A 25,691-nucleotide genomic window follows, 5' to 3' on the forward strand; every position below is an offset into this window, starting at 1 on the left:
ACGAGGCTCAGGAGGCTCCCACGGCGCCTTCTGGACAACGCTCAACTTACCCCCGTCAGCTGGCTGTGCCCGAATCTGTCCGCCGCACATGCCGCAACCACAGGAGACCGAGGACCGGCAGGATCAGTGGCACGTAGCCGTAGCCTTGCCCGAACTTCGACCAGACGGTGGTGTCTCCCGCGCTGCCGGCCGCGACGAAGGCCGATTGGTCCGCATACGACCAGATGCCGACTGCGACGACGCCGAACAACTCGAAGCTGATGGTCGCCAGCGCGACGCGCGCACTGGTCCGGTTGCCGCGGGCGAGCGCGAACGTCGCCACGCAGTAGACGACCGCTGCCACGGCCGAGAGCCAGTAGGGCAAGTGCTGGTGCGGCCAGGTCTGCACGATCTGCATGATCGACCGCCCGGTCGCGGCCAGCGCGAAGAGCCCGTAGACGGCGACGAGCATGCGCCCCGGCCCGGTGTTGACCCGGACGGACGGCGAGGTGTTGGTCATTGCGGATCTCCGTGTCGTCGTGCTGGTCGATGTCTGCTGGCCGGACGAGGGGCCCGGCACCCGGGTCACTGGCCGTTCCAGAGCTGGACGAGACGGGCCACCATCACCAGGAGGCCGAGCGTCGCCACGAGCAACACTCCTGTCCCCCACCGTGATCCGCGCTCGGCAAAGCCCCAGAATGCGGCAATCGGTAACACGCAGACCAGCCCAGCCAAGTATGCGATGAACAACGCCTTGGACATGTGGGCGTCGCCGTCGTCGATCCGGGCTATCCCGACGACAAGCTGCGCGATCTCAGCCAGCTCCGCCGCGCAGGTGAGATAGAAAGCCGGGTTGTCGATGGACTTACCCGTAAGGGTGAGGTATCCGGCATACAACGCCAGCAGACTCAGCACAATGATCAGCACGACTGTGAGGGGCAGGAGCACGCGGACATTCTACGAAGCCGCTCCTGCCAGTTGCTTCACAGCCGCCGCTGCAATGTTGACCGGACCGACGCCACCGAGGAGAGAACACGTTCATGGGGAAATGGCAACTGACCGCGGGCGTCGCAGGAAGCGCCGTCGCAGGGCTCGCCGCCCGGGATCTGCTTCAGCGTAAGCACTCACTCCTTCGCAACTATCCCGTCATCGGGCACCTGCGGTACCTGCTCGAGGGGATCCGCCCGGAACTGCAGCAGTACTTCATCGAACGCAACTGGGACGGCCGGCCGTATGACCGCGACACCCGCTCGGTGATCTATGAGCGCGCCAAGGGGATCCACGGCGAGCAGCCCTTCGGCACCGAGCGGGATGTGCATGCGGCGGGCTACGAGAACCTCGTGCACTCGACCGCGCCGCTGGAGGAACCGGACGAACCGCCGCGGGTGATGGTCGGCGGCCCCGACTGCAGCAAGCCGTACAGCATGGCCCTGCTGAACGTCTCTGCGATGAGCTTCGGAGCCTTGTCGGCCAACGCGATTCGGGCGCTCAACAAGGGAGCGGCGCTCGGCGGCTTCGCCCACGACACCGGCGAGGGCGGGCTATCGTCGTACCACTTGGAGAACGGCGGCGACCTGGTCTGGGAGATCGGCTCTGGATACTTCAGCACGCGCACCAAGGACGGACAGTTCGATCCGGAGATCTTCCGTGACAAGTCGGCTCACGACCAGGTCAAGTGCGTCTCGCTGAAGCTGAGCCAGGGTGCCAAACCGGGCATCGGGGGCGTCCTGCCGGCCGCAAAGGTCACCCAGGAGATCGCCGAGATCCGCGGGGTTCCCCAGGGGCAGAAGTGCGTCAGCCCCGCCTCGCACAAAGTCTTCCACACCCCCACCGAGCTCATCGAGTTCATTGCTCGCATGCGTGAGTTGAGCGGAGGCAAACCGGCCGGTTTCAAGCTCTGCGTAGGGTCGCGCCTGGATGTGCTCGCGATCTGCAAAGCGATGATCGAGGTCGGGACGACACCAGACTTCATCATCGTCGACGGCGCCGAGGGTGGCACCGGCGCGGCACCACTGGAGTTCGAGGACCACGTCGGTATGCCGCTGACGTCCGGCCTGCTCACCGTGCACAACGCGCTGGTCGGTGCCGGGTTGCGCGACACGATCAAGATCGGCGCCAGCGGCAAGGTCGCCGGCGGCGCAGACCTCGTCAAGCGGCTCATTCAGGGCGCCGACTACACCAACGCCGCCCGCGCGATGATGATGGCCGTCGGATGCATCCAGGCACAGCAGTGCCACACCGACAAGTGCCCGGTCGGCGTGGCCACCCAGAGCCACGCCCGCGCCCGCGCGATCGACATCGGCGACAAGAGCGAGCGCGTGCGCAGCTACCAGGAAGCGACGGTCAAGCAGGCCGCCCAGCTGATGGCCAGCCTGGGTGCGCGCGAGCCGCACGAGCTCAGCCCGCACATGCTCCGCTACAACGTCGCTGACAACCAAAGCCGTTCATACGCTGAGCTTTTCACCTGGCTGAAGCCCGGCGAACTGCTCGGCGGCGGGCCCCACGACTGGGCCGCGGACTGGGCAGCAGCCAGTCCCGACGCCTTCACACCACAACTGAGCCGTCACCGCACCGCCAGCCCCGGAGGAGCCGCATGACCACCGTCGCAGAAATGCTCGTCGACGCCCTCGCCGAACACGGAGTCACCCAGGTCTGGGGTGTCGTCGGCGACGCCCTCAACCCGATCACCGACGCGATTCGGCGCGACGACCGGGTCCAATGGATCGGCGTCCGCCACGAGGAGGCCGCGGCCTTCGCTGCCGGCGCCCAGGCACAGCTCACCGGGCGCATCGGTGTGTGTATGGGCACCGTCGGCCCGGGCTCGATCCACCTGCTCAATGGGCTATATGACGCCAAGAAGTCGCACGCGCCAGTTCTCGCGATCTGCGGCCAGGTCCCGAGTCCGGAGATGGGGACGGACTTCTTCCAGGAGGTCAACAACGACGTGTTGTTCGCCGACGTCGCGCAGTTCGCCCAGACCGTCACGGCGGCCAGCCAGATGCCGCAACTGCTTGAACGGGCTGTGAACGCTGCGTATTCGGGACAGGGTGTCGCCGTGTTGACGATGCCCGGTGACATCGGCGACGAGGAGATTGCCAAGAATGCGCTCAACCCGAAGTTTGCACCTCCATCAGCGGAAGCTGCCGCTCCTGCCGACCAATTAGCCACTGCCGCAACAGTTCTGAATGACGCTTCTGCGGTGACGCTACTCGTCGGCCAGGGTGCGCGTGAAGCGCGAGCTGAGATCCTGCAGCTGGCGCAGACGCTGCAGGCACCGATGGTGCTGACGCTGAAGGGCAAGGAGGCTCTCGAACAGGACAACCCGTTCCAGATCGGCCAGTCCGGACTCATTGGCAATCCGTCGACGAAGAAGGCCTTCGACGACTGCGAGGTGCTGTTCCTGATCGGCACCGACTTCCCCTACCGCGACTGGTATCCGGAGGGGAAAACGGTCATCCAGCTGGACTTCCGCGCCGAGCACATCGGCCGGCGCACCCAGGTGAACCATGCCGTCGTCGGCCACGCCAGGCCAACGCTGCAGGCGCTACTGCCGCACCTGACCGCCCGCACCGACGACGAGCACGTGCGCGAAGCGACCAAGGCCTACCGCGACTGGCACGAACGTCAGCAAAAACTCACGAATCCCGGCCACGACGCGACCTTCCTCGGCCGGTTGCGAGGCAAGGCCGACAACCCGGACGACCGCATCCGACCCGAAGCGGTGGCGGCCGCCCTGGACCGCCACGCTGCCGACGACGCGATCTTCACCTCCGACACCGGTATGTCGACGGTCTGGATCTCGCGTTTCGTCGAATTCCGGGGCACCAGAAGGCTGCTCGGCTCATACAACCTGGGCTCGATGGCCAACGCGATGCCGCAGGCGCTCGGCGCGCAGGCGCTCGACCGCGATCGTCAGGTGATCGCCAACTGCGGCGACGGAGGTCTGATGATGCTGCTGGGCGATCTGCGCACGGCCGTGAGCTACCGGCTGCCGGTGACCTTCGTGGTTTACGACAACGGCCGGCTGGGCATGGTCAAACTCGAACAGGAGCAGGGCGGCCTGCCGGAGTTCGGCACGACGCTGGACAACCCGGACTTGGCTGCCGTCGCGGCCGCGATGGGCCTGCAGTCGCTCCGGGTGACCTCTACAGACGCGCTTGACGAGGCGGTGCGGACAGCGCTCGCGTCGGAGGAGCCATTCCTGCTCGACGTCGTGACCAACCCCGACGAGATCGCGTTGCCGCCGAAGGCAAGCGTGCATCAGGCGTGGGGCTTCGCCATCGCGAAGACCAAGGAGACCCTCGAAAGCGCCTGAGCGGCCGATGGGGTGTTCCACCCATCCGCCCTTCAGGCGTTGACGACCAGACCGAGCTCGGCAGGTCCGGCCAGACCCGGATGGCGCGGCAGCACGCGCACGCTGAACCCGAAGGCCCCTGACCGCCCGAGGGTCAGTGCTCCTTCGAACTTCGTGCGGCCGTCGCCCAGGTCCTCGACCGGGTAGAGCTCGGCGGTCTCGACGTCGAGCAGCTCGTCGGACTCGCTGGCCCGGCCGTGCACGACCTGCACGAGCACCTGTTCGGCACGCAGGCCGCCGAGGGCGACATACGCGCGCACCATCAGCCGTTCGCCGATCGACGGGGCGTCGCTGACCCCGTCGGCCTCGACGTGCTCGATTCGCAGCTGCGGGAACGCCGCCTCCGCCGCGCCGACGTATGCCGCGAGGTCCTTGGCGACCGCGAAGTCGTCGGCGGCGGCAGCATGCCCGGCGACCGCGGCCGGCGTGTAGAGCCTGGTCGTGTAGTCGCGAACCATGCGGGTTGCCAGCACCTTCGGGCCGAGCACGCCGAGCGTGTGCTCGACCATCTCCACCCAGCGCTGGGGCACGCCGTCGGCGTCCACGTCGTAGAAGCGCGCCGCCACCTGCGACTCGATCAGGTCGTAGAGCGCCGCCGCCTCCAGCTCGTCACGCCGGTCCGGGTCCATCGTCTGCGACTCGGTGTCCCGTGACGGGTCCGCCGACGGGATGGCCCATCCGTTGCTGCCATCGAACCACTCGTCCCACCAGCCGTCGAGGATCGAGAGGTTCAGCGCACCGTTGAGCGCCGCCTTCATCCCGGAGGTCCCGGACGCCTCGTAGGGGCGCAGCGGGTTGTTCAGCCAGACGTCGACGCCGGGCATCAGCGTCTGTGCCATCTGCATGTCGTAGTTCGGCAGGAAGACGATCCGGGCTCGCAGCCGCGGGTCGTCGGTGAACTGCACCATCTCCTGGATGAGCTTCTTGCCGGTCTCGTCCGCCGGGTGCGACTTGCCGGCGATCACCAGCTGCACCGGACGCTGCGGGTCGAGCAGCAGCTTCGCCAGGCGTTCTGGATCACGCAGCATCAGGGTCAGCCGCTTGTAGGTGGGCACCCGGCGGGCGAAGCCGATGGTGAGCACGTCGGGGTCGAGCAGGTCGCCGACCCAGCCGAGCTCGGCCTCGCTGGCGCCGCGTGTCTTCGCCGAGGCGCGCACGCGGTCGCGTACGTCGGCGACGAGTTGGGCCCGTAGCTCGCGCTTGAGGGCCCACAACTCCTGCCGCGGCACGCGGCCGACCCGGTCCCAGCCGATCGCCTCGCGCACATCGGTCTGGCCGAGGTACTTCCGGCCCAGCTCGATGACCCGCCAATCCATCCAGGTCGGAGCGTGAACACCGTTGGTAATGCTGGTGATCGGGACTTCGTCGGCGGTGAACCCGGGCCACAGCCCACCGAACATCGAGCGGCTGACCGCGCCGTGCAGCTGGGACACGCCGTTGCTGCGCTGCGCCATCCGCAGACCCATGACGGCCATGTTGAAGATGCCCGGCTGGCCACCCTCGTAATCCTCGGCACCGATCGGCAGCACCTTCTCGACCGGCACCCCGGCGAGTTCGGCGGTGCCGCTGAAGTGCGCGCGCACCGCGTCCGCCTCGAAGCGGTCGATGCCGGCCGGGACGGGTGTGTGCGTGGTGAAGACATTGCTCGCCCGCACGACACGGCGGGCCTGCTCGAAGTCCAGCCCCTGCCCGGTGACCAGCTCGCTGATGCGCTCCAGGGACAGGAATCCCGCGTGTCCCTCGTTGCAGTGATAAACCTCCGGCTCGGCGGCACCGGTCAGCCGGCTCCACGCGCGCAATGCGCGCACGCCCCCGATGCCGAGCAGCATCTCCTGCTGCAGGCGCTGATCCCCGCCGCCGCCGTAGAGCCGGGAGGTCAGGTCGCGGATGCCGTCATTGGCCTCGACGTCAGAATCGAGCAGCAGCAACGGGACCCGCCCGACCTGGGCGCGCCATACCCGCGCGTGCAGGGTGCGCCCCTCGGGCAGCGCGAGCGCGATGTCGACCGGGGTGCCGTCGGCCTCACGCAACAGCGTGAGCGGCAGGCCGTCGGGGTCCAGCAACGGGTAGCTCTCCAGCTGCCAGCCGTCCGCGGACAGCTGCTGGGTGAAGTACCCCTCCTTGTAGAAGAGGCCGACGCCGACGATGGGCACGCCGAGGTCGCTGGCCGACTTCAGGTGATCACCGGCGAGGATGCCCAGGCCGCCGGAGTATTGCGGCAGCACGTGGGTGATGCCGAACTCGGCGCTGAAGTAGGCGATCGCCTTGGGTGCGGGTTCGTGCTCGCCGAACTCGTCATACCAGGCCGGCGCCGTGAGGTATGTCGACAGGCCCTCCGCAGCGGAGCGCACCCGCGCGACGAATGCCTCGTCCGAGGCGAGGGCGGTCAGCCGCTGCGGCGACAACCCGGCCAGCAGCGCGACCGGGTCCCCATGCACGGCATCCCACACCGACGGGTCCATGTCTCGGAACACCTCACGGGTGCGGCGGTGCCAGGACCAGCGCAGGTTGGTCGCGAGGTCCGACAACGGAGCGAGCTGCTCCGGCAGGGCGGTGCGAACATTGAAACGACGTATGGCTCTCACGGGAGGAGATCGTAGGCGCGCGCGGCCCTGACACGAATTCGGCGTCCATCCCGCGTCGCCCGCCGGCCGGTTGCTCACGCGACGGGTGTCCCCCGGAGCCCCTCATCTTGTAGCGTCGCCCAGGTGACTGAAAAGCTGTCGGCCGCCGTGGCGCGCCCGACCTCCCAGGCTGCGGCTGTCGGCTCTGCGGTGCCGTCCCGGCCAGTCGGCCGGATCCCCGCACTCGACGTCCGGCCCGCCGTCGGCGATGGCGATTTCCCGACCAAATCCGTTACCGGAGAGGCGTTGACGATCACTGCCACCGTCTTCCGGGAAGGCCACGACGCCGTCAACGCATCGATCGCGATCACCGACCCCGACGGCGCGGTGAGCTATCGCCCGATGACCTGCACCAACCCCGGACTCGACACATGGGTGGGCACGATCAGCGCCGACCGTCCCGGTATGTGGTCCTATCGGGTCGAAGGATGGTCGGACCCCTACGCCACCTGGCTGCACGACGCCGTGATCAAGGTCGCAGCGGACGTCGACACCGAGGTCATGCTCGAAGAAGGTGCGCGGCTGCTGGAGCGAGCCGTCCGGGAGGTGCACCACGACGGCCCGGCCCGGAAGACGCTGCGAGCCGCGATCGCCGGCCTGCGCGACACGGGCAAGGAGCCGGGCACCCGGATCTCCGCCGGGACGTCTGCCGAGGTGCAGCAGGCGATGACCACTGCGCCGCTGCGGGACTGGGTGTCCCCCGGCACGTCATACGACTGGTGGGTGGAGCGCGAACGCGCCCTCTACGGTGCGTGGTACGAGATCTTCCCGCGCAGCGAGGGCGCACACTTCGACGAAGCGTCCGGTCGGTGGACGACCGGCACGCTGCGGACGGCGGCGCAGCGGCTCCCGGCGATCGCTGGAATGGGCTTCGATGTCGTCTACCTGACGCCGGTGCACCCGATCGGGCTGACCAATCGCAAGGGCCCCAACAACACGCTGACCGCCGGGCCGGAAGATCCCGGCTCGCCATACGCGATCGGCAGTGCGGACGGCGGGCACGACGCAATCCATCCGGACCTCGGGACGTTCGCCGATTTCGACGCGTTCGTGACCGCCGCTCGCGGCCAGGGGCTCGAGGTCGCGCTCGACCTGGCCCTGCAGTGCTCCCCCGACCACCCCTGGGTCACCGAGCACCCCGAGTGGTTCACCACCCGCGCCGACGGCTCCATCGCGTATGCCGAGAACCCCCCGAAGAAATACCAGGACATCTACCCGCTCAACTTCGACAACGACCCGCAGGGGATCTACGCCGAGGTGCGCCGCGTCGTGCAGGTGTGGATCGACCACGGCGTGACGATCTTCCGGGTCGACAATCCGCACACGAAGCCGGTCGAGTTCTGGCAGTGGCTGATCAGCGATGTGGCGCGCGATCACCCGGACATCATCTGGCTGGCGGAGGCGTTCACCCGGCCGGCGATGATGGCGGCGCTGGCGAAGGTGGGCTTCCAGCAGAGCTACACCTATTACGCGTGGCGCAACGAAGCGCACGAATTGCGCGAATACGTCGAGGAATTGGCGCACGAGTCGGCGTCATACATGCGCCCGAGCTTCTGGCCGACGACACACGACATCCTCACGCCATACATGCAGTATGGCGGGCCGATCGCCTGGAAGCTGCGCGCGGCGCTGGCCGCGACACTGTCGCCGACCTACGGCATCTACGCGGGATACGAACTGGTCGAGCACGTCGCGCGGCCGGGCGCCGAGGAGCAGATCGACAACGAGAAGTACGAATACAAGGACCGGCAGTGGTCGCGCTACGAGCCGGGCGGTGATCGCGACGGCCAGTCCCTGGCTCCGTTCCTCACGCGGCTCAACGAGATTCGGGGGCAGCACCCCGCACTGCACTGGCTGCGCAACATCACCTTCCACCACGTCGACGACGAGCAGTTGCTCGCCTTCTCCAAACGAGCCGGCGACGACGTGATCATCGTGGTCGCGAACACCGACCCGCACTCCACCCGCGAGTCCACGCTGCGGCTGAACATGGGCGCGCTCGGGCTGTCCCAGCACGACGGGTTCGTCGCCCACGACTTGCTCACCGACGCGACCTGGCACTGGGGTGCCGACAACTACGTCCGGCTCGGTCCGGACACCGAGCCGCTGCACATCGTCCATCTCCGGAGGTTCTGAGTCGCCGTGTCGACAGTAGGTTTCACTCTTCCGCAGCCCGGCCTGCGCCACGACCCCCAGTGGTTCCGCAAGGCGGTCTTCTACGAGGTGCTGGTGCGTGCGTTCGGGGACTCGACCGGAAACGGGTCCGGCGACTTCACCGGGCTGATCAACCGCCTCGACTACCTGCAATGGCTGGGCGTCGACGCGCTGTGGATCCCGCCGTTCTACGCCTCGCCGCTGCGCGACGGCGGCTACGACATCGCCGACTACAAGGCGGTGCTGCCCGAGTTCGGGACGCTGCCGGAGTTCACCGAGCTGGTGTCGCAGGCGCACGCCCGCGGCATACGCATCATCACCGACCTGGTGATCAACCACACCAGCGACCAGCACCCGTGGTTCCAGGCATCGCGCTCCGATCCGGAGGGGCCGTACGGCGACTACTACATGTGGTCCGACACCGACGAGCTGTATGCCGACGCCCGCATCATCTTCGTCGACACCGAGGTGTCCAACTGGACCTTCGACCCGGTGCGGCGGCAGTTCTTCTGGCACCGCTTCTTCTCCCACCAGCCCGATCTCAACTTCGAGAGCGAGCAGGTCCACGAGGAGATCTTCGACATCGTGCGCTTCTGGATGGACCTCGGCATCGACGGGTTCCGGCTGGACGCGATCCCCTACCTCTACATCGAGGAGGGGCACAACGGCGAAAACCACCCGAAGACACACGAATTCATCGCCAAGCTACGTGCGATGGTGGACGCGGAATATCCCGGGCGGATGCTGCTCGCCGAGGCGAACCAGATGCCCGACGAGGTTGTCGACTACTTCGGCACGCAGGACGCGCCGGAGTGCCACATGTGCTTCCACTTCCCGATCATGCCGCGGCTCTACTACGCGCTGCGCGACGAGAAGGCCACCCGCATCACCGAGGTGATGGCCGAGACGCCGCAGATCCCGCGCGGCGGCCAGTGGGGCACCTTCCTGCGCAACCACGACGAGCTGACCCTCGAAATGGTGACGCCCGACGAGCGCGCCGCGATGTACGGCTGGTATGCCCCAGACCCGCGCATGCGCGCCAACGTCGGCATCCGGCGGCGCCTCGCGTCGCTGCTGGACAACTCCCGCGCGGAGACCGAGCTCATTCACGCGCTGCTGCTCTCGTTGCCCGGGTCGCCGTGTCTCTACTACGGCGACGAGATCGGCATGGGCGACAACATCTGGCTGGCCGACCGCGACGCAGTGCGCACCCCGATGCAGTGGACGCCGGACCGCAACGCGGGATTCTCCACCGCAGACCCCGGAAAGCTTTATCTACCAGTCGTTTCCAGCCTCGTCTACCACTACAACAGCGTGAACGTGGAAGCGCAGATGGACTCGAGCGCATCGCTGCTGCACTGGGTGCGCGAGATGCTCGCGATCCGCAAGCGCTATCCCGTCTTCGGCCTGGGCGACTATGCGGCGGTGGCTGCTGACAACGACACCGTGCTCGCGTTCACCCGCACGGTCGACCCCGCCGACGACCCGGACGACGAGATCGAGGTGCGCACCGTGTTGTGCCTGAACAATCTGTCCAGCCGCCCGCAGTCGGTCACCGTCACGCTGCCCGCAGCGCTGGCGGGCGCGAGGCTTCGCGACCTCTTCGGCGGCGCGCACTTCCCGCCCGTCGGCGACGACGGGACCGCAACGTTGACGTTGGGGTCGCGCGACTTCTTCTGGCTGTCGGTGCTGCCCGGAATGGCGGTCTGAGTCATGGCGATCATCCACTCCGGCGCCAGCCTGACGCCCTCCAAGCCGGAGCTCGTCGAGGCCTGGATCGCCGAACAGCGTTGGTATGCCGGCAAAGGCAGCGCACCCAAGCTGCGGCCACTCGGCAGCTACCGCTTCGACGACCCCGACGGCGAGGTCGGTCTCGAGGTCCTCTTCCTGGTCGACGGGTCCGGTGCCGCGCCGGTGACCTACCAGGTGCCGCTGACCTACCGGGCAGCTCCGCTCGCGGGCGCCGAGAGCGCACTGGTCGGCGAGCTGCAGCACTCGGTGCTGGGCCGGCGGTTCGTCTACGACGCCTGCCATGACCCGGTCTTCGTGCGCGCTCTGCTGCGCGCCATGGTGACCGGCGGGCGGCAGGCCGAGTTGGAGACCCACGACGCGTCGGGCACGATCGGCCGGCGTGACTCGCCCGTGACCGTGCACGGCAGCGGCTACCGGCACGCCGCCGTTCCCGTGGTCACCGCAAGTCGTGTGCTGTCCGGCGAGCAGTCCAACACCTCGGTCATCGTCGACACCGACGATGACAATCCGTTGATCATCAAGGTCTTTCGCGTGGTGCACGCCGGAGACAACCCGGACGTCACGCTGCAGACCGCGCTCAGCGCAGCAGGCAGCGAACGGGTTCCCCGCATGGTCGCGTCACTGCGCGGCAGCTGGCCGGTGGCCGGCGGGAGCACCGGATCGGGCGACCTGGCGTTCGCGCAGGAGTTCTTCCCCGGGGTGCGCGACGCCTGGCGGGAGGCGTTGCAAGCGGCCATCGAGGACCGCTCCTTCGTAGCTCCTGCGCACGCCTTGGGCGCCGCGACCGCCGAGGTCCACGCGCAACTCGCCGCGGCGATGCCGACCGCCACGAGCACGACGACATCGATCGCGGCCCACCTGGACGGGATGCGCCGGCGCTTTGCCTCGGCGGTGCAGGAGGCCCCCGAGCTGGCGGAGCACCAAGCGGCGTTCGAGACCCTGGTGTCGGAGGCGCATAGCGCGGACTGGCCTGCGCTGCAACGGATCCACGGTGACTATCACCTCGGCCAGGCGCTCGACATCGCCGGCCGGGGCTGGGTGCTGGTCGACTTCGAAGGTGAGCCGCTGCGCACCCTCGCCGAGCGCAACGAGCTCGACGTGCCGTTGCGCGACCTCGCCGGCATGCTGCGATCCTTCGACTATGCGGCCGGGTCGGTCGAGCAGGGTGACCCCGCCGCATCCCGGCGCGATTGGGCAGGTCACGCGCGGGAGGCGTTCCTCGCCGGGTATGCCGCGCAGAGCGGGACGGACCTGTCGGCATACCGGGATCTGCTGGCGCTGTTCGAGATCGACAAGGCTGCCTATGAGGTGGTCTACGAAGCACGCAACCGGCCGGACTGGCTGGACATCCCCCGCAGCGCGATCGACAGGCTGTTGCCGGCGACGAGGAGTAGAAGCATGAGTGACGATGGTGACGACCGAGACGAGCACACGAGCGGAGCCGCTCCCACCAGCTTGAGCCGGGAGACCGCCGACGAGCTGCTCGCCGGCCGGTATGGCGACCCGCATCGCCTGCTCGGCCCGCACGTCGACGAATCTTCAGCATTGGTGCGGGTTTTCCGGCCGCTCGCAGAGACTGTCGAGATCCAGCTGCCGGACGGTTCGCACGCACCGCTGCAGCACGACTACGAGGGCATCTGGAGCGGCCGGCTGCCGAGCGCCGAAGTGCCGGACTACCGCGTCGTGACCACCTACGACGACGGCGTCGAGCATGTGGCCGACGACCCCTACCGCTTCCTGCCCACCCTGGGCGAGGTGGATCTACACCTGATCGCCGAGGGGCGCCACGAGCAGCTGTGGACGGTGCTCGGTGCCCATGTGCGGCACTACGACGGCCCGCAGGGCTCCGTCGACGGGACGTCTTTCGCGGTGTGGGCGCCGAACGCACGCGGTGTGCGGCTGGTCGGCGACTTCAACACGTGGAGCGCGCAGGGCCATCCGATGCGGCGGCTGTCCGGTGGCGTATGGGAGCTGTTCGTGCCGGGGGTCGGCGCGGGAACGCGTTACAAGTTCGACGTCCTGGGCCCCGACGGCGTATGGCGTGAGAAGGCCGACCCGCTCGCCCGTCAGGCGGAGGTGGCGCCTGCCACCGCGTCGGTCGTGACGGACTCGTCATACGACTGGGGCGACGACGACTGGCTGCTGCAGCGGTCGCAGACCCAGGCGCACGAGCGGCCGATGAGCATCTACGAGGTGCACCCGATGTCCTGGCGGCAGGGTAAGTCGTGGCGCGATCTCGCGTCCGAACTCGTCTCCTACGTCACGGAACTCGGCTTCAGCCACGTTGAGTTCATGCCGGTGATGGAGCACCCCTATCCGCCGTCGTGGGGATACCACGTCACCGGCTACTACGCGCCCAACTCGCGGCTCGGCGACCCCGACGACTTCCGCTTCCTGGTCGATGCGCTGCATCAGGCCGGCATCGGCGTGATCCTCGACTGGGTGCCCGGACACTTCGCGACCGACGAGTGGGCACTGGCCCGATTCGACGGCACGGCGCTCTATGAGCACCCGGACCCCCGGCGCGGCTGGCACCCCGAATGGGGTTCGTACATCTTCAATTTCGGCCGCCCCCAGGTGCGCAACTTCCTCGTCGCGAACGCCATCTACTGGATGCAGGAGTTCCACGCGGACGGGCTACGCGTCGACGGGGTCGCGTCAATGCTCTACCTCGACTATTCGCGGGCCGACGGGGAGTGGCTGCCCAACAAGCACGGTGGCCGGGAGAACCTCGAGGCCGTGCAGTTGCTGCAGGAAACGAACGCCACGGCATACCGGCGGCTGCCCGGGACCTTCATGGTTGCGGAGGAGTCGACCTCATGGCCGGGCGTCACCAAGCCGACCGACCAGAACGGGCTCGGCTTCGGCTTCAAGTGGAACATGGGCTGGATGCACGACACGCTGGATTATGTTGCGCAGCAACCGATTTACCGGCGCTACCACCACGACAAGCTGACTTTCTCGCTCGTCTATGCGTGGAGTGAGCAGTTCGTCCTCCCGGTCAGCCACGACGAGGTCGTGCACGGCAAGGGTTCGCTGCTGCGCAAGATGCCGGGCGACCGCTGGACGCAACTGGCCGGGGTGCGTGCCTTCCTGGCCAACATGTGGGGCCACCCGGGCAAGCAATTGATCTTCATGGGGTGTGAGTTCGCGCAGGAGTCGGAGTGGGCCGACGGGCGCAGCCTGGACTGGTGGCTGCTCGACCAGCCGGCCCACCGCGGCGTCGCCGAGCTGGTCGTCGACCTCAACCGGGTCTACACCGAGCACCCGGCACTGTGGAAGCTCGACCACCAGCCGGCCGGCTTCCAGTGGATCGACGCGAACAACAAGGACGCAAACCTCTTCTCCTACTTGCGTTTCGAGGACTCCGAGCACTCCGGCGACGTGGTCGCCGCGATTGTGAACTTCAGCGGGTCCGAGGCGCGCGACGTGCGCATCGGCCTGCCGCGCGCCGGACGCTGGCTGGAGGCGCTCAACACCGACGCCGAGCGGTATGGCGGTGCCAATCGCGGCAACCTGGGCGGTGTGACCGCTGACGCCATACCGGCGCACGGGCAGGAGTTCTCGGCAGTGATGACCGTACCGCCGCTGTCGGCGGTGTGGTTCGTGCCGGAAGAGTCGGAGGGCATGCCGTCCGAGTAGTGCTGCGGGCGGCCACGCGCGACGAAGGGCGCCGCCCGGGGAGAACCCGGGCGGCGCCCTCGTGCGTGCTGGCGATGCCTACTGCGTGATGCCGGCGAGGAACGCCTTGGTCGAGCTCGGCACACCGAACCCGGTGAGGTTGTCGTAACCCTTGTCCGAGGTCAGGGTCTGGTCCTGCACGTTCTGCGAGTTGATGCCGACGGTGGTGAGCACACTCGCACCGCCCACCGTGGCGTAGACCTCGAAGCCGTGCGTGAACCCGTTGCCCTTCACATCGGTGAGCCCTGCGTGGCCCTTGGAGTAGATCGCCGGGTTGAGGAAGCCGACCCGCTTTCCGGCGAGCACGACCGTGCCCGCTGTCCACGGCGACGACCAGCTCGTGCCACCGATCTTGCCGAGGCCGAAGTTGCCGGACGTCTCGTCGTGGTAGCCGATCAGGTAACCCGTGTAGGGGTCACCCGCGCCGGCCAGGTCGGGGTAGGCACGGTGCGGGTCGACGCCGGTGAATCGAGTGGGCACGACGCCCTTCTGGTAGTAGGGCTCGGCGTGATAGCTGCTGACGCCGCCGCCCCCGCCATACCGGTAGGCCCACGCGCCCCACGTGTCGTTCCCCATCACGCTGCGCGAGGTGTTCCACGCCTGCTCCCACAGGACCGACGAGCCCTTGGCGTTGCCGGTCGCCAGCGACGTGCCGCCGACCGCCGTGATCCACGGGTTGGCGGCCGGATAGTCCGCCGACGGCGGCGTCTTCTTCTGGTTGCCGCCGGTGTTGTCACCGGCGTCCCCGGAGGAGTAGAGGACCGAGATGCCCTGAGCCGCGGCCTGCATGAACACGGCGCTGTAGGCGTCGTTGGTCGCCGGGTCGTTCTCCTCGCTGCCGCCCCAGGAGTTCGTGATGGCGTCGACGCGGTTGTCGTCGACGAGCGCGTGCAACGAGGCCAGCAGCGCGTCGTCGAAGGGGCGGCTGGCAGCCGAGTAGACGATGCCCGCGTCGGGCGCGGCACCGTGAATGGACTGCACGTCCAGTGCCTGCTCGCCGTTGACACCGCCGGATGCCTCGTCGTCGCAGTAGTGGGAGTCGAAACCACCCGACGGCAGCAGGATCTGCAACTGCCCGGCCTTCAGCTTCTTGAAGCCGAGATCCTTTGCCCAGGTGTTGGTGTCGGCGGTGATGCGCGGGTCGTTGCACCAGAGGGTGATGCCGACCTTCATTCCTTTGCCGGTGTTCGCGACCTTGTCGATGCCGCGGGCGGCACGCATCTGCTGCGGGGAGTAACCGCACATCGACCCAGCCTGGATGCCCTTGAGCGGCGCAGCGGCCTTGCCGATGTAGGGCAGCTTGTACTGCCCGTAATAGGACGAGCACGCCGTGCTCGTCCCTGATCGCGCGTTCGGCTGCGCGCCCAGCGCGGTCAGAGACTTAGCGTCCTTGTGCGCGGTGACCGTCTGCTCGTCGCTCCGCACGTTGGTCGTGTGCAGCTCGTGCGACTGGTCCAGACCGACCACTCCCGCGATGACCCCCATGCTGGCAGGGACGGTCGCCGCCTTCGCCGGTGCGGTGAAGGTGCGCCCGCCCGAACTGTAGGAGCTGATCGTCGTGCCGAACGCCTTGTTCACCGCGGCGACCGTGCCGGTCACCCGGACATAGCTGCGGCTGGAAGCGACCTTGCCGGGCTTGAGTCCTTGTGCGCGCAGCCACTTCAGTGCCGTGTCGACGTCGGCCTGCGAGGCGGCATACCGCTTGGTGAACTGCGCGGGCGTGAGGTACTTGCCATGCTGTGCGCTCTTCGGGTCGGACACGGACTTGACGAACGCCTCCGCGCCGGCGGCATCGCGCAGCCTGAACGTGACGATGAAGCTGGTCTGCTTGGCGCCCGAGGCGACACCGAGGGAATGCCCCGGGGATTGGGCCGCGTGAGCGACGACCTTCCGGTCGGAGTTGCTGTTGCCTGCGGCGAGCGCGGGGCTGCCGATTGCCCCTGCGGCGAGCGTGACGGCGCCGAGCAGGGCCAGGTGTGTGCGCATAACAAGCCTTCCTGGGTATGACGGGGACCACCACAAGCTATCCGCGCTGATCGGCCGATGGGGCTAACTGGACCGCCGAATATCAGGAAGTTGTCGTGAGTTCACCAGATAGTTGTGCTAAGAGCCCGGCACCTGGGACAGGTGTGCGGACACCCGCTCGTGCGGCGCCGGTTAGTGGCAGGCTGTGCACATGACGAGCACCACGAGCCGAGCCGGGCAACTTGCCGCCGCGAGCGACCTGGTCGACATACCGCACCTGGTCACCAGCTATTACGAAATCGAGCCCGATGCCGAAAACCTCGACCAGCAGGTCGTTTTCGGCACGTCGGGACATCGCGGCTCGTCCCTGAAAGGCGCCTTCAACCAGGCACACATCCTCGCGACCACCCAGGCGATCGTCGACTACCGCCGGTCGCAGGGGTATGACGGGCCGCTCTTCATCGGCCGGGACACCCACGGGCTGTCCGAGCCGGCCTGGGCCTCCGCTCTGGAGGTGCTGGCGGCGAACGGCGTGCAGGTGCTGGTCGACAGCGCCGACGGGTACACGCCGACGCCGGCCGTCTCGCACGCGATCCTGCGCGCCAATGGCGGACGGACCACCGGCGCCGGTCTCGCCGACGGCATCGTCGTCACCCCGTCGCACAACCCGCCCACGGACGGCGGCTTCAAGTACAACCCGCCGCACGGCGGACCTGCCGACAGTGACGCGACCAAGGTCATCGCGCAGACCGCGAACGACTATCTGCGGGCCGGGCTGCGCGGTGTGCAGCGAGTGCCGTTCGCGCGAGCCCGTGCCGCTGCCGGCTCCTACGACTTCCAGGGCACGTATGTCGATGATCTGCCGAATCTGGTTGATCTCGAAGCGATCCGGGCAGCCGGCATACACATCGGTGCGGACCCGCTGGGTGGCGCATCGGTCGCTTACTGGGGCGCGATCGCCGAGCGTTTCGGCATCGATCTGACCGTCGTCAACCCGCTCGTGGACCCGACGTGGCGCTTCATGACCCTCGACTGGGACGAGAAGATCCGGATGGACTGCTCGTCGCCGTACGCCATGGCGTCGCTGATCGGCAAGCGCGACTCCTACGACCTGGCCACCGGCAACGACGCCGACTCCGACCGGCACGGCATCGTGACCCCGGATGCTGGCCTGATGAACCCCAATCACTATCTGGCAGTGGCGATCCAGTATCTCTACGCCGGCGCTCGCCCGGGCTGGTCGTCGCGTCGTGTCGGCAAGACGCTGGTCTCCTCCTCGATGATCGACCGGGTGGTCGCCTCAATCGGCGCTGACCTGTGGGAGGTGCCGGTCGGCTTCAAGTGGTTCGTGCCCGGATTGCTCGATGGCAGTGTGGGTTTCGGCGGTGAGGAGTCGGCGGGAGCGTCGTTCCTGCGCACGGACGGAACGGCCTGGACCACCGACAAGGACGGCATCGCACTGGCGCTGCTCGCCTCCGAGATTCTGGCCCGCACCGGCGAGACGCCGAGTCAGCACTACGCGAAACTCGTTGCCGAGCATGGCGATCCGGCATACGCACGCATCGATGCGCCGGCCAACCGCGAGCAGAAGGCCAAGCTCGCGGCGCTCTCCCCCGACGACGTCGCCTCGACGACACTGGCCGGGCAGCCGATCACGGCGAAGCTGACCCGTGCGCCCGGCAATGACGCGGCGATCGGCGGCCTGAAGGTCACCACGGCCGACGCGTGGTTCGCTGCCCGCCCGTCGGGAACCGAGGACGTCTACAAGATCTACGCCGAATCCTTCCAGGGCGCAACGCATCTCGCGCAGGTGCAGGCGGAGGCGAAGGAGATCGTGTCGGCGGCCCTCGGTGGCTGACCGATGACGCAGTCCGGCACCGGCCGGCTCTTCGTGATCTCCGGCGCCCAGGCCGCCGGCAAGTCGACCGTCGGCCGCGCGCTGGCCGAGGCGCTGCCGCGGTCGGTCTTCGTCGACGGCGACACGATCGGCAACTTCGTGCTGTCCGGCAAGGAGCTGATGACCGAGCCGCCGCGAACCCCGGCGATCGAGCAGCTCTTCCTGCGGTATGCCGGGGCACTCACCGTCGCCGACGTCTACCGCTCCGCCGGATTCGACGCGGTGATCGCGGACAACATCTTCGGCTCGTTCCTGAACGACTACCTGATGATCGCCGCGCCCGAGCCGGTGCACTTCGTGATGCTGAATGCGTCGGCCGACATCATCCGGGCTCGCGAGATCGCCCGCGGCGGAAACGCCTACCGGGACGGCTTCACCGTCGAGGGACTGGTGTCCTCGATCGAACACGACACCCTGCGAGTCGGGCTGTGGATCGACAACACGGTGCTGACGGCCGGGCAGACCGTGGCGCAGATCCTGCGTCATACCGACGACGCACTGGTCGACACCCGCGAGTTCGCGAACCCACCGGCTGACGCAGGTGACGCCGAGTGACGCAGGTGCAACCGCGTCAGCCGGCGGCAACTGCGTCAGTCGGCGCGACGGACACCACACTGGTCGTGCTGCGCGGTCCGTCGCGCGCCGGCAAGTCGAGCCTCGCGATGGCCCTGCGGGACCGGCCGATGTCGGTCGTCGGCCAGGATCACCTGCGCCGGATCATCCTGAAGGAGCGCGACAAGCTCGAACTCACCGCCGCGGTCGAGCTCATCGACATGACTGTCCGCTTTTGTCTCGATCACGGCAAAGACGTTGTGCTGGAAGGGATCCTGTGGTCGCAGAAGTATGGCGAGATGGTCCGCCGGCTGGTGGCGGACCATCGCGGGCGCAACCTCGTCTACTACCTGCAGGTCGACTTCGACGAGACGGTTGCCCGGCATACGGCCAGCTCGCAAGCGGCCGAATGGACAGCCGACGCCATGCGCGGCTGGTGGAGCGGGGACGACCGCCTCGGCATACCGGAGGAAGTCGTGCTCGACGCAAGCCTGCCCGCGGCACAGACTCTGGCCCGGATTGCCGCAGACCTCGACCGTTGAGGGTTGCGGACGCCCGGGCGGCGGTTTCGCGTCCCTAACCCTCGACCGTCGAAGGTTGCGTACACCTCAGAGCCGCGAAAGCGGTCAACCGAGCAGCTTCTCCTCGTCCTTGGCCCACAGGCCGGTCAGGCCGCGAAAGTGCCCGAGGAAGCGCTCCTGCTCATGGGCAGGGTAGGTCGAGCGCACCGTCTCGACCAGCAACCGGTCGAAGTCGTCGGACAGCACCCAGTCGAGCACCATCTCGTCGACGTCCGGAAGTGAGGTCTCGACGAACTCCCGGTAGCGGTCGACCTCGAAGTAGTCATCCGAAAGTCGCTGGTAGGCATCGAGTTTCGCCTGGTAATCGTCACTACGGTCGGCAATCTCGAACCACGGCTTGGTGTCCACCTGGGTGTGGCATTCACGCTGGGTGACGACGCAGTAGATCGACCACTTCAGCAGCGACTTGATCGCCCACGGGAAGTAGTAGTGCAGTGACGTGATCGCGACGTCGGGGCAGGCGTTGGCATAGTCGATCGGATAGACGACGCCGTCCTTGACCAGCATCTCGCAGCTGTTGAACTCCCAGCGGAAGAAGGCATTGACCGTCTGGGCGATGGTGCGCGTCTCGGCGCCGATGCCAGGAGTGAGGAAGTCGTAGGCGACCTCGTAGCGGTCGTGCATCGGCTCATCCGGACGGAACTTCATCACCATCGTCTCCGGGCCGATGGTCAGGGCGCGCGCGAACACTTCGTAGCCGTCGACCGCGCGCTGCAGATGCATCAGCATTTCGCCGGATTCGTCGTAACTGCGCTGGAGTTCGGCTTCGTTGCGGATCATCGAGACCCCGCGCCAGGCACCGCCGTCGAAGGGCTTCATGAACATCGGGTAGCCCAGCTCGGCCGCGACCGCGGGCAGGTCGAACGACCGGTTGTACTTCGAGGACGTGTAGGCCCAGCGCGAGTTGTCGACCGGGTGCTTGTACGGCACCAGCACCGTCTCCGGAACGTTCATGCCCATCCGCATCAACGCGCAGTATGCCGAGTGCTTCTCCATCGACTGGAAGGTGAACGGGCTGTTGAGCAGGTAGACGTCGTCGATCAGCGCGGCCTTCTTCAGCCACTCCCGCGGGTGGTAATACCAGTGCGCCAGCCGGTCGATCACCAGGTCGGTGCGCGGCCGGTCCCGCAGGTTGAACGGCTCGATGGTCAGCCGCTCGGTGCGTATGTCGTGACGTGTCCCGTCCGGCGCTGTGATCGGGCCGACCCGGCGAGCCAGCTCCTCGAACGCGCGGGGCCAGTCCTCCTCCGCTCCCAGCAGCAGGCCGATCAAGTGTTCAGTCACCGTGCGCTCCCTTCGTGAGCTGGTTTACGCCGATCCATCAGCAGAACCGCGGCAGATGGTGTGCCAATTGCTTGCGCCACCACGGCCAGTCGTGTGCACTGTCGTGGCCCCACACATCGAGCTCGTGCGGAATTCCCTTTTCGGACAACAACTCCGCGAAGGCGATCGTGGACGGCAGTGCCCGGGTCGGCGACACCTCGAAGGGTCCCTCCCCGACGATCAGCAGCACGCTGGCGGCGCGGCGCAGCCAGTCGAGGTGCTCGCCGTGCAGTCCTCCGACATAGCTCATCGGGTTGGCGAAGTAAGTGGCGTCGCCCTGTTCGCCGTGCCCGTGCCAGGACGTGACGTCGTAGCTGCCGGACATGCCGATGGCCAGTGGCGCCTGGTGCGCATGCGTCAGGGTGAAGTGCACCGCGTGGTAGGCGCCCATCGACACGCCGAGAGTGATCAGCGGGCGCTCACCGCCGAGCTGGCCGGCGATCCACGGCAGCACCGCCTGCTCGAGCCAGCCCGTGTACGCGCGCTGCCGGATCGCGCGCTCCTCGGTCGTGGCGGCGTTGTCCGACCAGGTCCAGCGGTCGGCGGAGTCGACGCAGAAAAACGACACGCGCCCGGAGTCCACCAGGTCCTGGACGGCACTGACCATGCCGTTATTGGCGAAATCGTCCGCCCGGCCCGCTTCACTGGGGAAGACCAGGACCGGACGGCCCCAGTGCCCGTGCCGGATCACGCCCAGCGAGACGTCCGTCCCGGGCACCTGCAACTCGACGCGTTCGCTCACCCGCTCATCCTTTCGCAGACACGGCGGTGCGCAAGGGGTTTCGGCCAATCGAGTTCGACCTGTGGTCGATCCGGCCGCCCAGCACGCGCACGAACGCGCGTCGTAGGGTCGGGACCGTGACGATGACTTACCGCCCACTGGGCGACTCGGGCCTGATGGTCAGCGCAGTCGGCATCGGCTGCAATGCGTTCGGACGGCGTGTCGATGCGGACGGCGTGCGCGCCATCCTCGACGCGGCGCAGGAGACCGGGGTGACGCTGCTGGACACTTCGGACACGTATGGCGGTGGCGGCGCCAGCGAAGAACTGCTCGGACGCGCACTTGCCGGCCGTCGCGACGAGTTCGTGCTCGCCACGAAGTTCGGCATGGACACCGGAGGTCTCAACGGCGCCGATTTCGGCGTCCGCGGTGCGCGGCGCTACATCCGGCGTACGGTCGAGGGCTCGCTGCGGCGGCTGCAGACCGATCACCTCGACCTCTACCAATTGCACCGGCCGGACGACATCACCCCGATCGAGGAGACGCTCAGCACGCTCACCGACCTGGTGCGCGAAGGGAAGATCGGCTACCTGGGCTGCTCCAACTTCGCCGGATGGCAGATCGCCGACGCGGACTGGACGGCGCGCACGGCGGGACTCGAACGTTTCGTGTCCGTGCAGAACCGCTACTCGCTGCTCGACCGGTCGATCGAGGCCGAGGTGGTGCCGGCTGCGGAGACCTTCGGGCTCGGCGTGCTGCCGTTCTTCCCGCTCGAATACGGCCTGCTGACAGGCAAATACCGTCGCGGGGCGCCGGCGCCGGCCGGATCCCGCGCGACCTCGGCCCCGTCGCCATGGCTGGAGAACGCCGACTGGGATCGCATCGAAGCGCTGGAGAGCTATGCCGCCGCACGCGACCTCACGATGCTCGACGTCGCGATCGCCGGACTCGCCGCCCAGCCCGCCGTGGCGTCGGTGATCTCCGGGGCGACCTCGGCCGATCAGGTGCGCGCCAACGCTGCTGCCGTGCGCTGGGAACCCTCGGCTGCGGACCTGGCGGAGCTGGACGAGATCACCGCGGCCGACTGAGCGGTCAAGCCGTCAGCAGTAGACACATCGCGCGCCATACCGCGCGATCGGTATACCCGGGATAAGTGAAATCAGCCCCGCCATACCTGCGTCAGGAGGTCCGCCAGCAACGGATCCCACTGGTCCCGCCAGGCGATCACGTTGTGCAGGTCGCGACCCGGCGCGAAGGTGACCTGCGCACCCCGCCGGCGCAGCGCCGTGGCCATGTCCCGGTTGTTGCCGAAGTTGTCCTCGCCCCGGCCGCACGTCAGCCCGACCCGCAGGTCGTCGAAGCTCGCCCTGCGGCGTCCCCAGACCGGCTCACCCGCGCGCAACGACGCGACCAGCCGGCGAACGCGGGACAGCCACGGCCAGTCACCCTCGTCCGACAGCTCGGTGAAGAACGAACCCGACTGGCTGACCACGACCCCGACGTCGTCCCGGCGCGCGGAGACCAGCAGTGCGGTCAGGCCGCCGAGGCTGGCGCCGAGCAGACCGACGGGACCGCGCACGGCATACCGGCGGTTGACGTCCTCGATCGCGAAATCGACTGTGCGCAGGAAGCGTTCGGACCCGGAGAACCACTGCATCCGTTGCACCGCGTCGACGAGCAGCAGTCGCAGTGGCGGCATACCGGATTCGATCGCGGCACCCGCCCACTGCAGCAACTGCCCCGGACCGGCGTATGACGACCCGTCGAACACCACCAGCAACGGCGCGGCGTCGCGCGCTCGCAGCCCGCGCGGAGCCCACACCTGAGCAGGCAGCGGATGGGTCAGCGCACTGGGCACCTCAATCCGGTTCAGCCGCCCCGGGACAGCCGGGGCGTCCAGCCACCGCGGCGGCGTGTAGTCAGGCGCACGCCACTCGCTGCGATCGCCGAAGTCGGTGGACACGGTGCGCGAGCAGGCCGGGTCGAGCAGCGGCACGCGACGCCTGCCCCGCCGGGCTACGAACTGGTATTCCACTCGCCACTGCCGCACCGCCACCTGCCGGCGCCAGGATCCCGCCCGCCATACGCACGGACCGCCGAGGTGTGGACTATCGAGAGTGACGCTGTCCCAATGTTTTTCAGCGTCGGGCAGCACGAAGCTGACGCGCGAGACCATTCAGTAGAGCGCGGACATGAGCGCGGTGCGTGCCTTCTTCACCCGCTCATCGGTCGGGCCGACGACGTCGAAGAGCTGCACCAGGTGCTCGCGGGCCGCGTTGCGCTCGTCGCCGGTGGTCGCCCGCACCAGGTCGATCAGCCGCGCAAACGCATCCTCGATGTGCCCGCCGAGCACGTCGAGGTCGGCGACGAGGATCTGCTTGTCGACATCGGTCGGGGCAGCAGCGGCCTCCGCACGTGCGGTGTCCAGGTCCACTCCCGCGGTTCGCTTGAGCAAGCGCACCTGACCGAGGCCGAGCCGTGCTTCGTCGTCCCCCGGGTTCTCCTTGAGCGCCTGCTCGTATGCCGCCACGGCCGCGTCCAAGTCACCGCTCTCGATGGCGTCGTACGCCCGCTGGTGGGTCTCGGGCAGCTCCGGCTCCGTCTCCGGCTGCTCCGCGGCGTCATCGTCGGCAGAAGTCTCCAGCCGGCCGGTGACCCCGTTGGCAACGGCGGCCTCGAGCACCTGGTCGAGCACCTGGTGGATGGCCTGCGCGGGCTGGTCCCCGACATACAGCGGCACGGGCTGGCCGGCGAGGATCGCCAGCACCATCGGCACCTGCTGCACCTGCAACGCCTGCCGGATCTGCAGCGCGGTGTCGATGTCGACGGTGGCCAGTTGGAGGCGCCCGCCATACGAACGCACCTCAGTGGCAAGGGAGTTCACGTGATCCTTGCTCGCTGGACGGCTGGCCGACCACAACGCGACGATCACCGGGACGCGCGTCGAGGTCTGCATCGCGTCGGCGAAGGTGGCGTCGTCGACGGCGATCACGAGGTTGTCGGCGGATCCTCCGCCCGGAGCGGCGCCGGCCGGCGCGCTGGTCGCCGCCGGGCGGGCCAGAGCGGACAGGTCGACGGCACCGCGCAGCGAGGCAGGAGTGATGGGGTGGTCAGTCATACGACCATTGTCACCCGTCGCCTCTTCGCCCGGCCGTCCGCCTCTGCCCCGGCGCCGGAGTCGCCCGGTGACGGTTCATTCCGCCATTGACGCCCGAAACAGCCGGTGACGGCGCAGCTGCGCCGTCACCGGCGGTTTCGACCGTCAATGGGTGAGAGGCCGGGCGCCGCGCACCATCCGGAGCTCGTCGCACTCCAGGTCGTCGTCATGCTTGGTATCGCCGTCGGGCGCGAAGCCGACCTTGCGGTAGAACGCGATGGCGCGCGCATTCTGCTCCACGACCCAGAGGTATGCCGCCCGCTCCCCCAGCGTCGCCTCGACCAGCTGTCGCGCGACGCCGGAGCCGTGAAACTGCGCGAGAACGTTGAGCGAACTCAACTCCTGCGGCACCGGCGCGTCGTCGTCGCGCGCCCCGCCCACCGAGATGAACCCCGCGATCCGGCCGGAGGGCAGGTGCCGCGCGAGCCGGCCGCACCATACGGCCCCTTCGGCGTCCGGCTGGCTCTCGCGGTCGAGCACGAACTGAATCCGCTTGCGCCAGTGCTCGATTCTCGGCTCCAGCTGCATGCCGTCCAGATACGCCTGAGACAACATCCCGGCATACGCGTCGCGCCATACCTGCATGTGCAGCGCGGCCAGCTCGGCGGCGTCCTCGAGTGCATACGGCTCGATCGAGAAGTCGCTCACGACTCGCGCAGGCGCTCCTCGACCCGCTCGACCTTCTCGGTGAGCTGGCCGGTGAAGCCGGCGCGCATGTCGGCCTTGAGCACCAGCGAGACCCGCGGACTCCTGGCGGCGACGGCTTCGCACGCGGCTTTCACGACCGCCATGCACTCGTCCCAGTCCCCCTCGATGGTGGTGAACATCGAGGTCGTCTCATGGGGCAGGCCGGAAGCGCGCACGACGCGCACCGCCTCTGCGACGGCGGCGCTGACCGAGCCGTTCGGGTCATCGGTGGTGCCAGGTGCGATGGAGAACGCGAAGAGCATG

General features: G+C 68.0%; 19 protein-coding genes. 9 read left to right on the plus strand and 10 right to left on the minus strand.

Annotated elements, in window-relative coordinates; genetic code table 11:
• Nucleotides 1-55: 55 nt before the first annotated feature.
• Both EFY87_RS13200 and EFY87_RS13205 read right to left on the minus strand, forming a co-directional pair.
• Nucleotides 56-499, minus strand: coding sequence for a hypothetical protein (locus EFY87_RS13200; protein WP_123271954.1), 444 nt, complete (start codon nucleotides 497-499; stop codon nucleotides 56-58).
• Nucleotides 500-564: 65 nt separating this feature from the next.
• On the minus strand, nucleotides 565-927 hold the full coding sequence (locus tag EFY87_RS13205; protein ID WP_123271955.1) for a hypothetical protein: 363 nt from the start codon (nucleotides 925-927) through the stop codon (nucleotides 565-567).
• 92 nt (nucleotides 928-1,019) lie between these two features.
• Here EFY87_RS13205 and EFY87_RS13210 point away from each other — a divergent pair, with 92 nt between their 5' ends.
• The gene (locus tag EFY87_RS13210) at nucleotides 1,020-2,576 is read left to right on the plus strand and encodes an FMN-binding glutamate synthase family protein (RefSeq protein ID WP_123271956.1); all 1,557 of its coding nucleotides are present in this window, start codon (nucleotides 1,020-1,022) and stop codon (nucleotides 2,574-2,576) included.
• Nucleotides 2,573-4,294, plus strand: coding sequence for a thiamine pyrophosphate-dependent enzyme (locus EFY87_RS13215; protein ID WP_123271957.1), 1,722 nt, complete (start codon nucleotides 2,573-2,575; stop codon nucleotides 4,292-4,294). Before EFY87_RS13210 ends, EFY87_RS13215 begins: the two co-directional genes overlap by 4 nt.
• A 32-nt stretch (nucleotides 4,295-4,326) precedes the next feature.
• Here EFY87_RS13215 and glgP read toward each other — a convergent pair whose 3' ends face one another.
• Entirely contained in the window at nucleotides 4,327-6,918 is a 2,592-nt protein-coding gene (gene glgP, locus EFY87_RS13220) for an alpha-glucan family phosphorylase (RefSeq protein ID WP_123271958.1), read from the minus strand.
• Between the two features lie 123 nt (nucleotides 6,919-7,041).
• Between glgP and EFY87_RS13225 the strand changes: the two genes are divergently transcribed.
• From EFY87_RS13225 to glgB, 3 genes are read left to right on the plus strand one after another with little or no spacing between them, the layout of a single operon-like run.
• Entirely contained in the window at nucleotides 7,042-9,093 is a 2,052-nt protein-coding gene (locus EFY87_RS13225; protein WP_425459364.1) for an alpha-1,4-glucan--maltose-1-phosphate maltosyltransferase, read from the plus strand.
• 6 nt (nucleotides 9,094-9,099) lie between these two features.
• A complete protein-coding gene (treS, locus tag EFY87_RS13230; protein WP_123271959.1) occupies nucleotides 9,100-10,821 on the plus strand; it encodes a maltose alpha-D-glucosyltransferase in 1,722 nt (573 codons plus the stop codon).
• 3 nt (nucleotides 10,822-10,824) lie between these two features.
• Nucleotides 10,825-14,505 carry a 1,4-alpha-glucan branching protein GlgB gene (gene glgB, locus EFY87_RS13235; RefSeq protein ID WP_123271960.1) on the plus strand — a complete coding sequence of 1,227 codons (3,681 nt, stop codon included), beginning with the start codon at nucleotides 10,825-10,827 and terminating at the stop codon, nucleotides 14,503-14,505.
• Nucleotides 14,506-14,583: 78 nt separating this feature from the next.
• Here the strand turns inward: glgB and EFY87_RS13240 are convergent, their stop codons facing one another.
• Complete coding sequence (locus EFY87_RS13240; RefSeq protein ID WP_123271961.1) at nucleotides 14,584-16,530, minus strand: S53 family peptidase; 1,947 nt, start codon at nucleotides 16,528-16,530, stop codon at nucleotides 14,584-14,586.
• Between the two features lie 190 nt (nucleotides 16,531-16,720).
• Here EFY87_RS13240 and pgm point away from each other — a divergent pair, with 190 nt between their 5' ends.
• Genes pgm through EFY87_RS13255 form a run of 3 tightly spaced genes read left to right on the plus strand, consistent with a single transcriptional unit; the run spans nucleotide 16,721 to nucleotide 19,500 of the window.
• Nucleotides 16,721-18,367 (plus strand): phosphoglucomutase (alpha-D-glucose-1,6-bisphosphate-dependent), encoded by a 1,647-nt coding sequence (gene pgm, locus EFY87_RS13245; protein WP_123271962.1) that lies wholly within the window; start codon nucleotides 16,721-16,723, stop codon nucleotides 18,365-18,367.
• 3 nt (nucleotides 18,368-18,370) lie between these two features.
• A complete protein-coding gene (locus tag EFY87_RS13250) occupies nucleotides 18,371-18,961 on the plus strand; it encodes a nucleoside/nucleotide kinase family protein (protein ID WP_123271963.1) in 591 nt (196 codons plus the stop codon).
• On the plus strand, nucleotides 18,958-19,500 hold the full coding sequence (locus EFY87_RS13255; RefSeq protein ID WP_123271964.1) for an AAA family ATPase: 543 nt from the start codon (nucleotides 18,958-18,960) through the stop codon (nucleotides 19,498-19,500). Before EFY87_RS13250 ends, EFY87_RS13255 begins: the two co-directional genes overlap by 4 nt.
• 84 nt (nucleotides 19,501-19,584) lie before the next feature.
• On the opposite strand, the gene EFY87_RS13260 is transcribed toward EFY87_RS13255, so the two are convergent.
• Complete coding sequence (locus tag EFY87_RS13260; RefSeq protein WP_123271965.1) at nucleotides 19,585-20,823, minus strand: ATP-grasp domain-containing protein; 1,239 nt, start codon at nucleotides 20,821-20,823, stop codon at nucleotides 19,585-19,587.
• A gap of 37 nt (nucleotides 20,824-20,860) precedes the next feature.
• Complete coding sequence (locus EFY87_RS13265) at nucleotides 20,861-21,604, minus strand: esterase family protein (protein WP_123271966.1); 744 nt, start codon at nucleotides 21,602-21,604, stop codon at nucleotides 20,861-20,863.
• Nucleotides 21,605-21,726: 122 nt separating this feature from the next.
• Here EFY87_RS13265 and EFY87_RS13270 point away from each other — a divergent pair, with 122 nt between their 5' ends.
• Nucleotides 21,727-22,671, plus strand: a complete 945-nt coding sequence (locus tag EFY87_RS13270; RefSeq protein WP_123272032.1) for an aldo/keto reductase — start codon at nucleotides 21,727-21,729, stop codon at nucleotides 22,669-22,671.
• Between the two features lie 71 nt (nucleotides 22,672-22,742).
• Here EFY87_RS13270 and EFY87_RS13275 read toward each other — a convergent pair whose 3' ends face one another.
• The 4 genes from EFY87_RS13275 to EFY87_RS13290 form a co-directional block, all read right to left on the minus strand.
• A complete protein-coding gene (locus EFY87_RS13275) occupies nucleotides 22,743-23,759 on the minus strand; it encodes an alpha/beta hydrolase (RefSeq protein ID WP_148043332.1) in 1,017 nt (338 codons plus the stop codon).
• Nucleotides 23,760-24,701, minus strand: coding sequence for a tetratricopeptide repeat protein (locus EFY87_RS13280; RefSeq protein WP_123271968.1), 942 nt, complete (start codon nucleotides 24,699-24,701; stop codon nucleotides 23,760-23,762).
• Nucleotides 24,702-24,845: 144 nt separating this feature from the next.
• A complete protein-coding gene (locus tag EFY87_RS13285) occupies nucleotides 24,846-25,388 on the minus strand; it encodes a GNAT family N-acetyltransferase (RefSeq protein WP_123271969.1) in 543 nt (180 codons plus the stop codon).
• Complete coding sequence (locus EFY87_RS13290) at nucleotides 25,385-25,690, minus strand: MTH1187 family thiamine-binding protein (protein ID WP_123271970.1); 306 nt, start codon at nucleotides 25,688-25,690, stop codon at nucleotides 25,385-25,387. The genes EFY87_RS13285 and EFY87_RS13290 overlap by 4 nt, the downstream gene beginning before the upstream one ends.
• Between the last annotated feature and the right edge of the window lies 1 nt (nucleotide 25,691).

Origin of the sequence: Flexivirga caeni (assembly GCF_003724155.1) — a bacterium.
Lineage (GTDB): Bacteria > Actinomycetota > Actinomycetes > Actinomycetales > Dermatophilaceae > Flexivirga > Flexivirga caeni.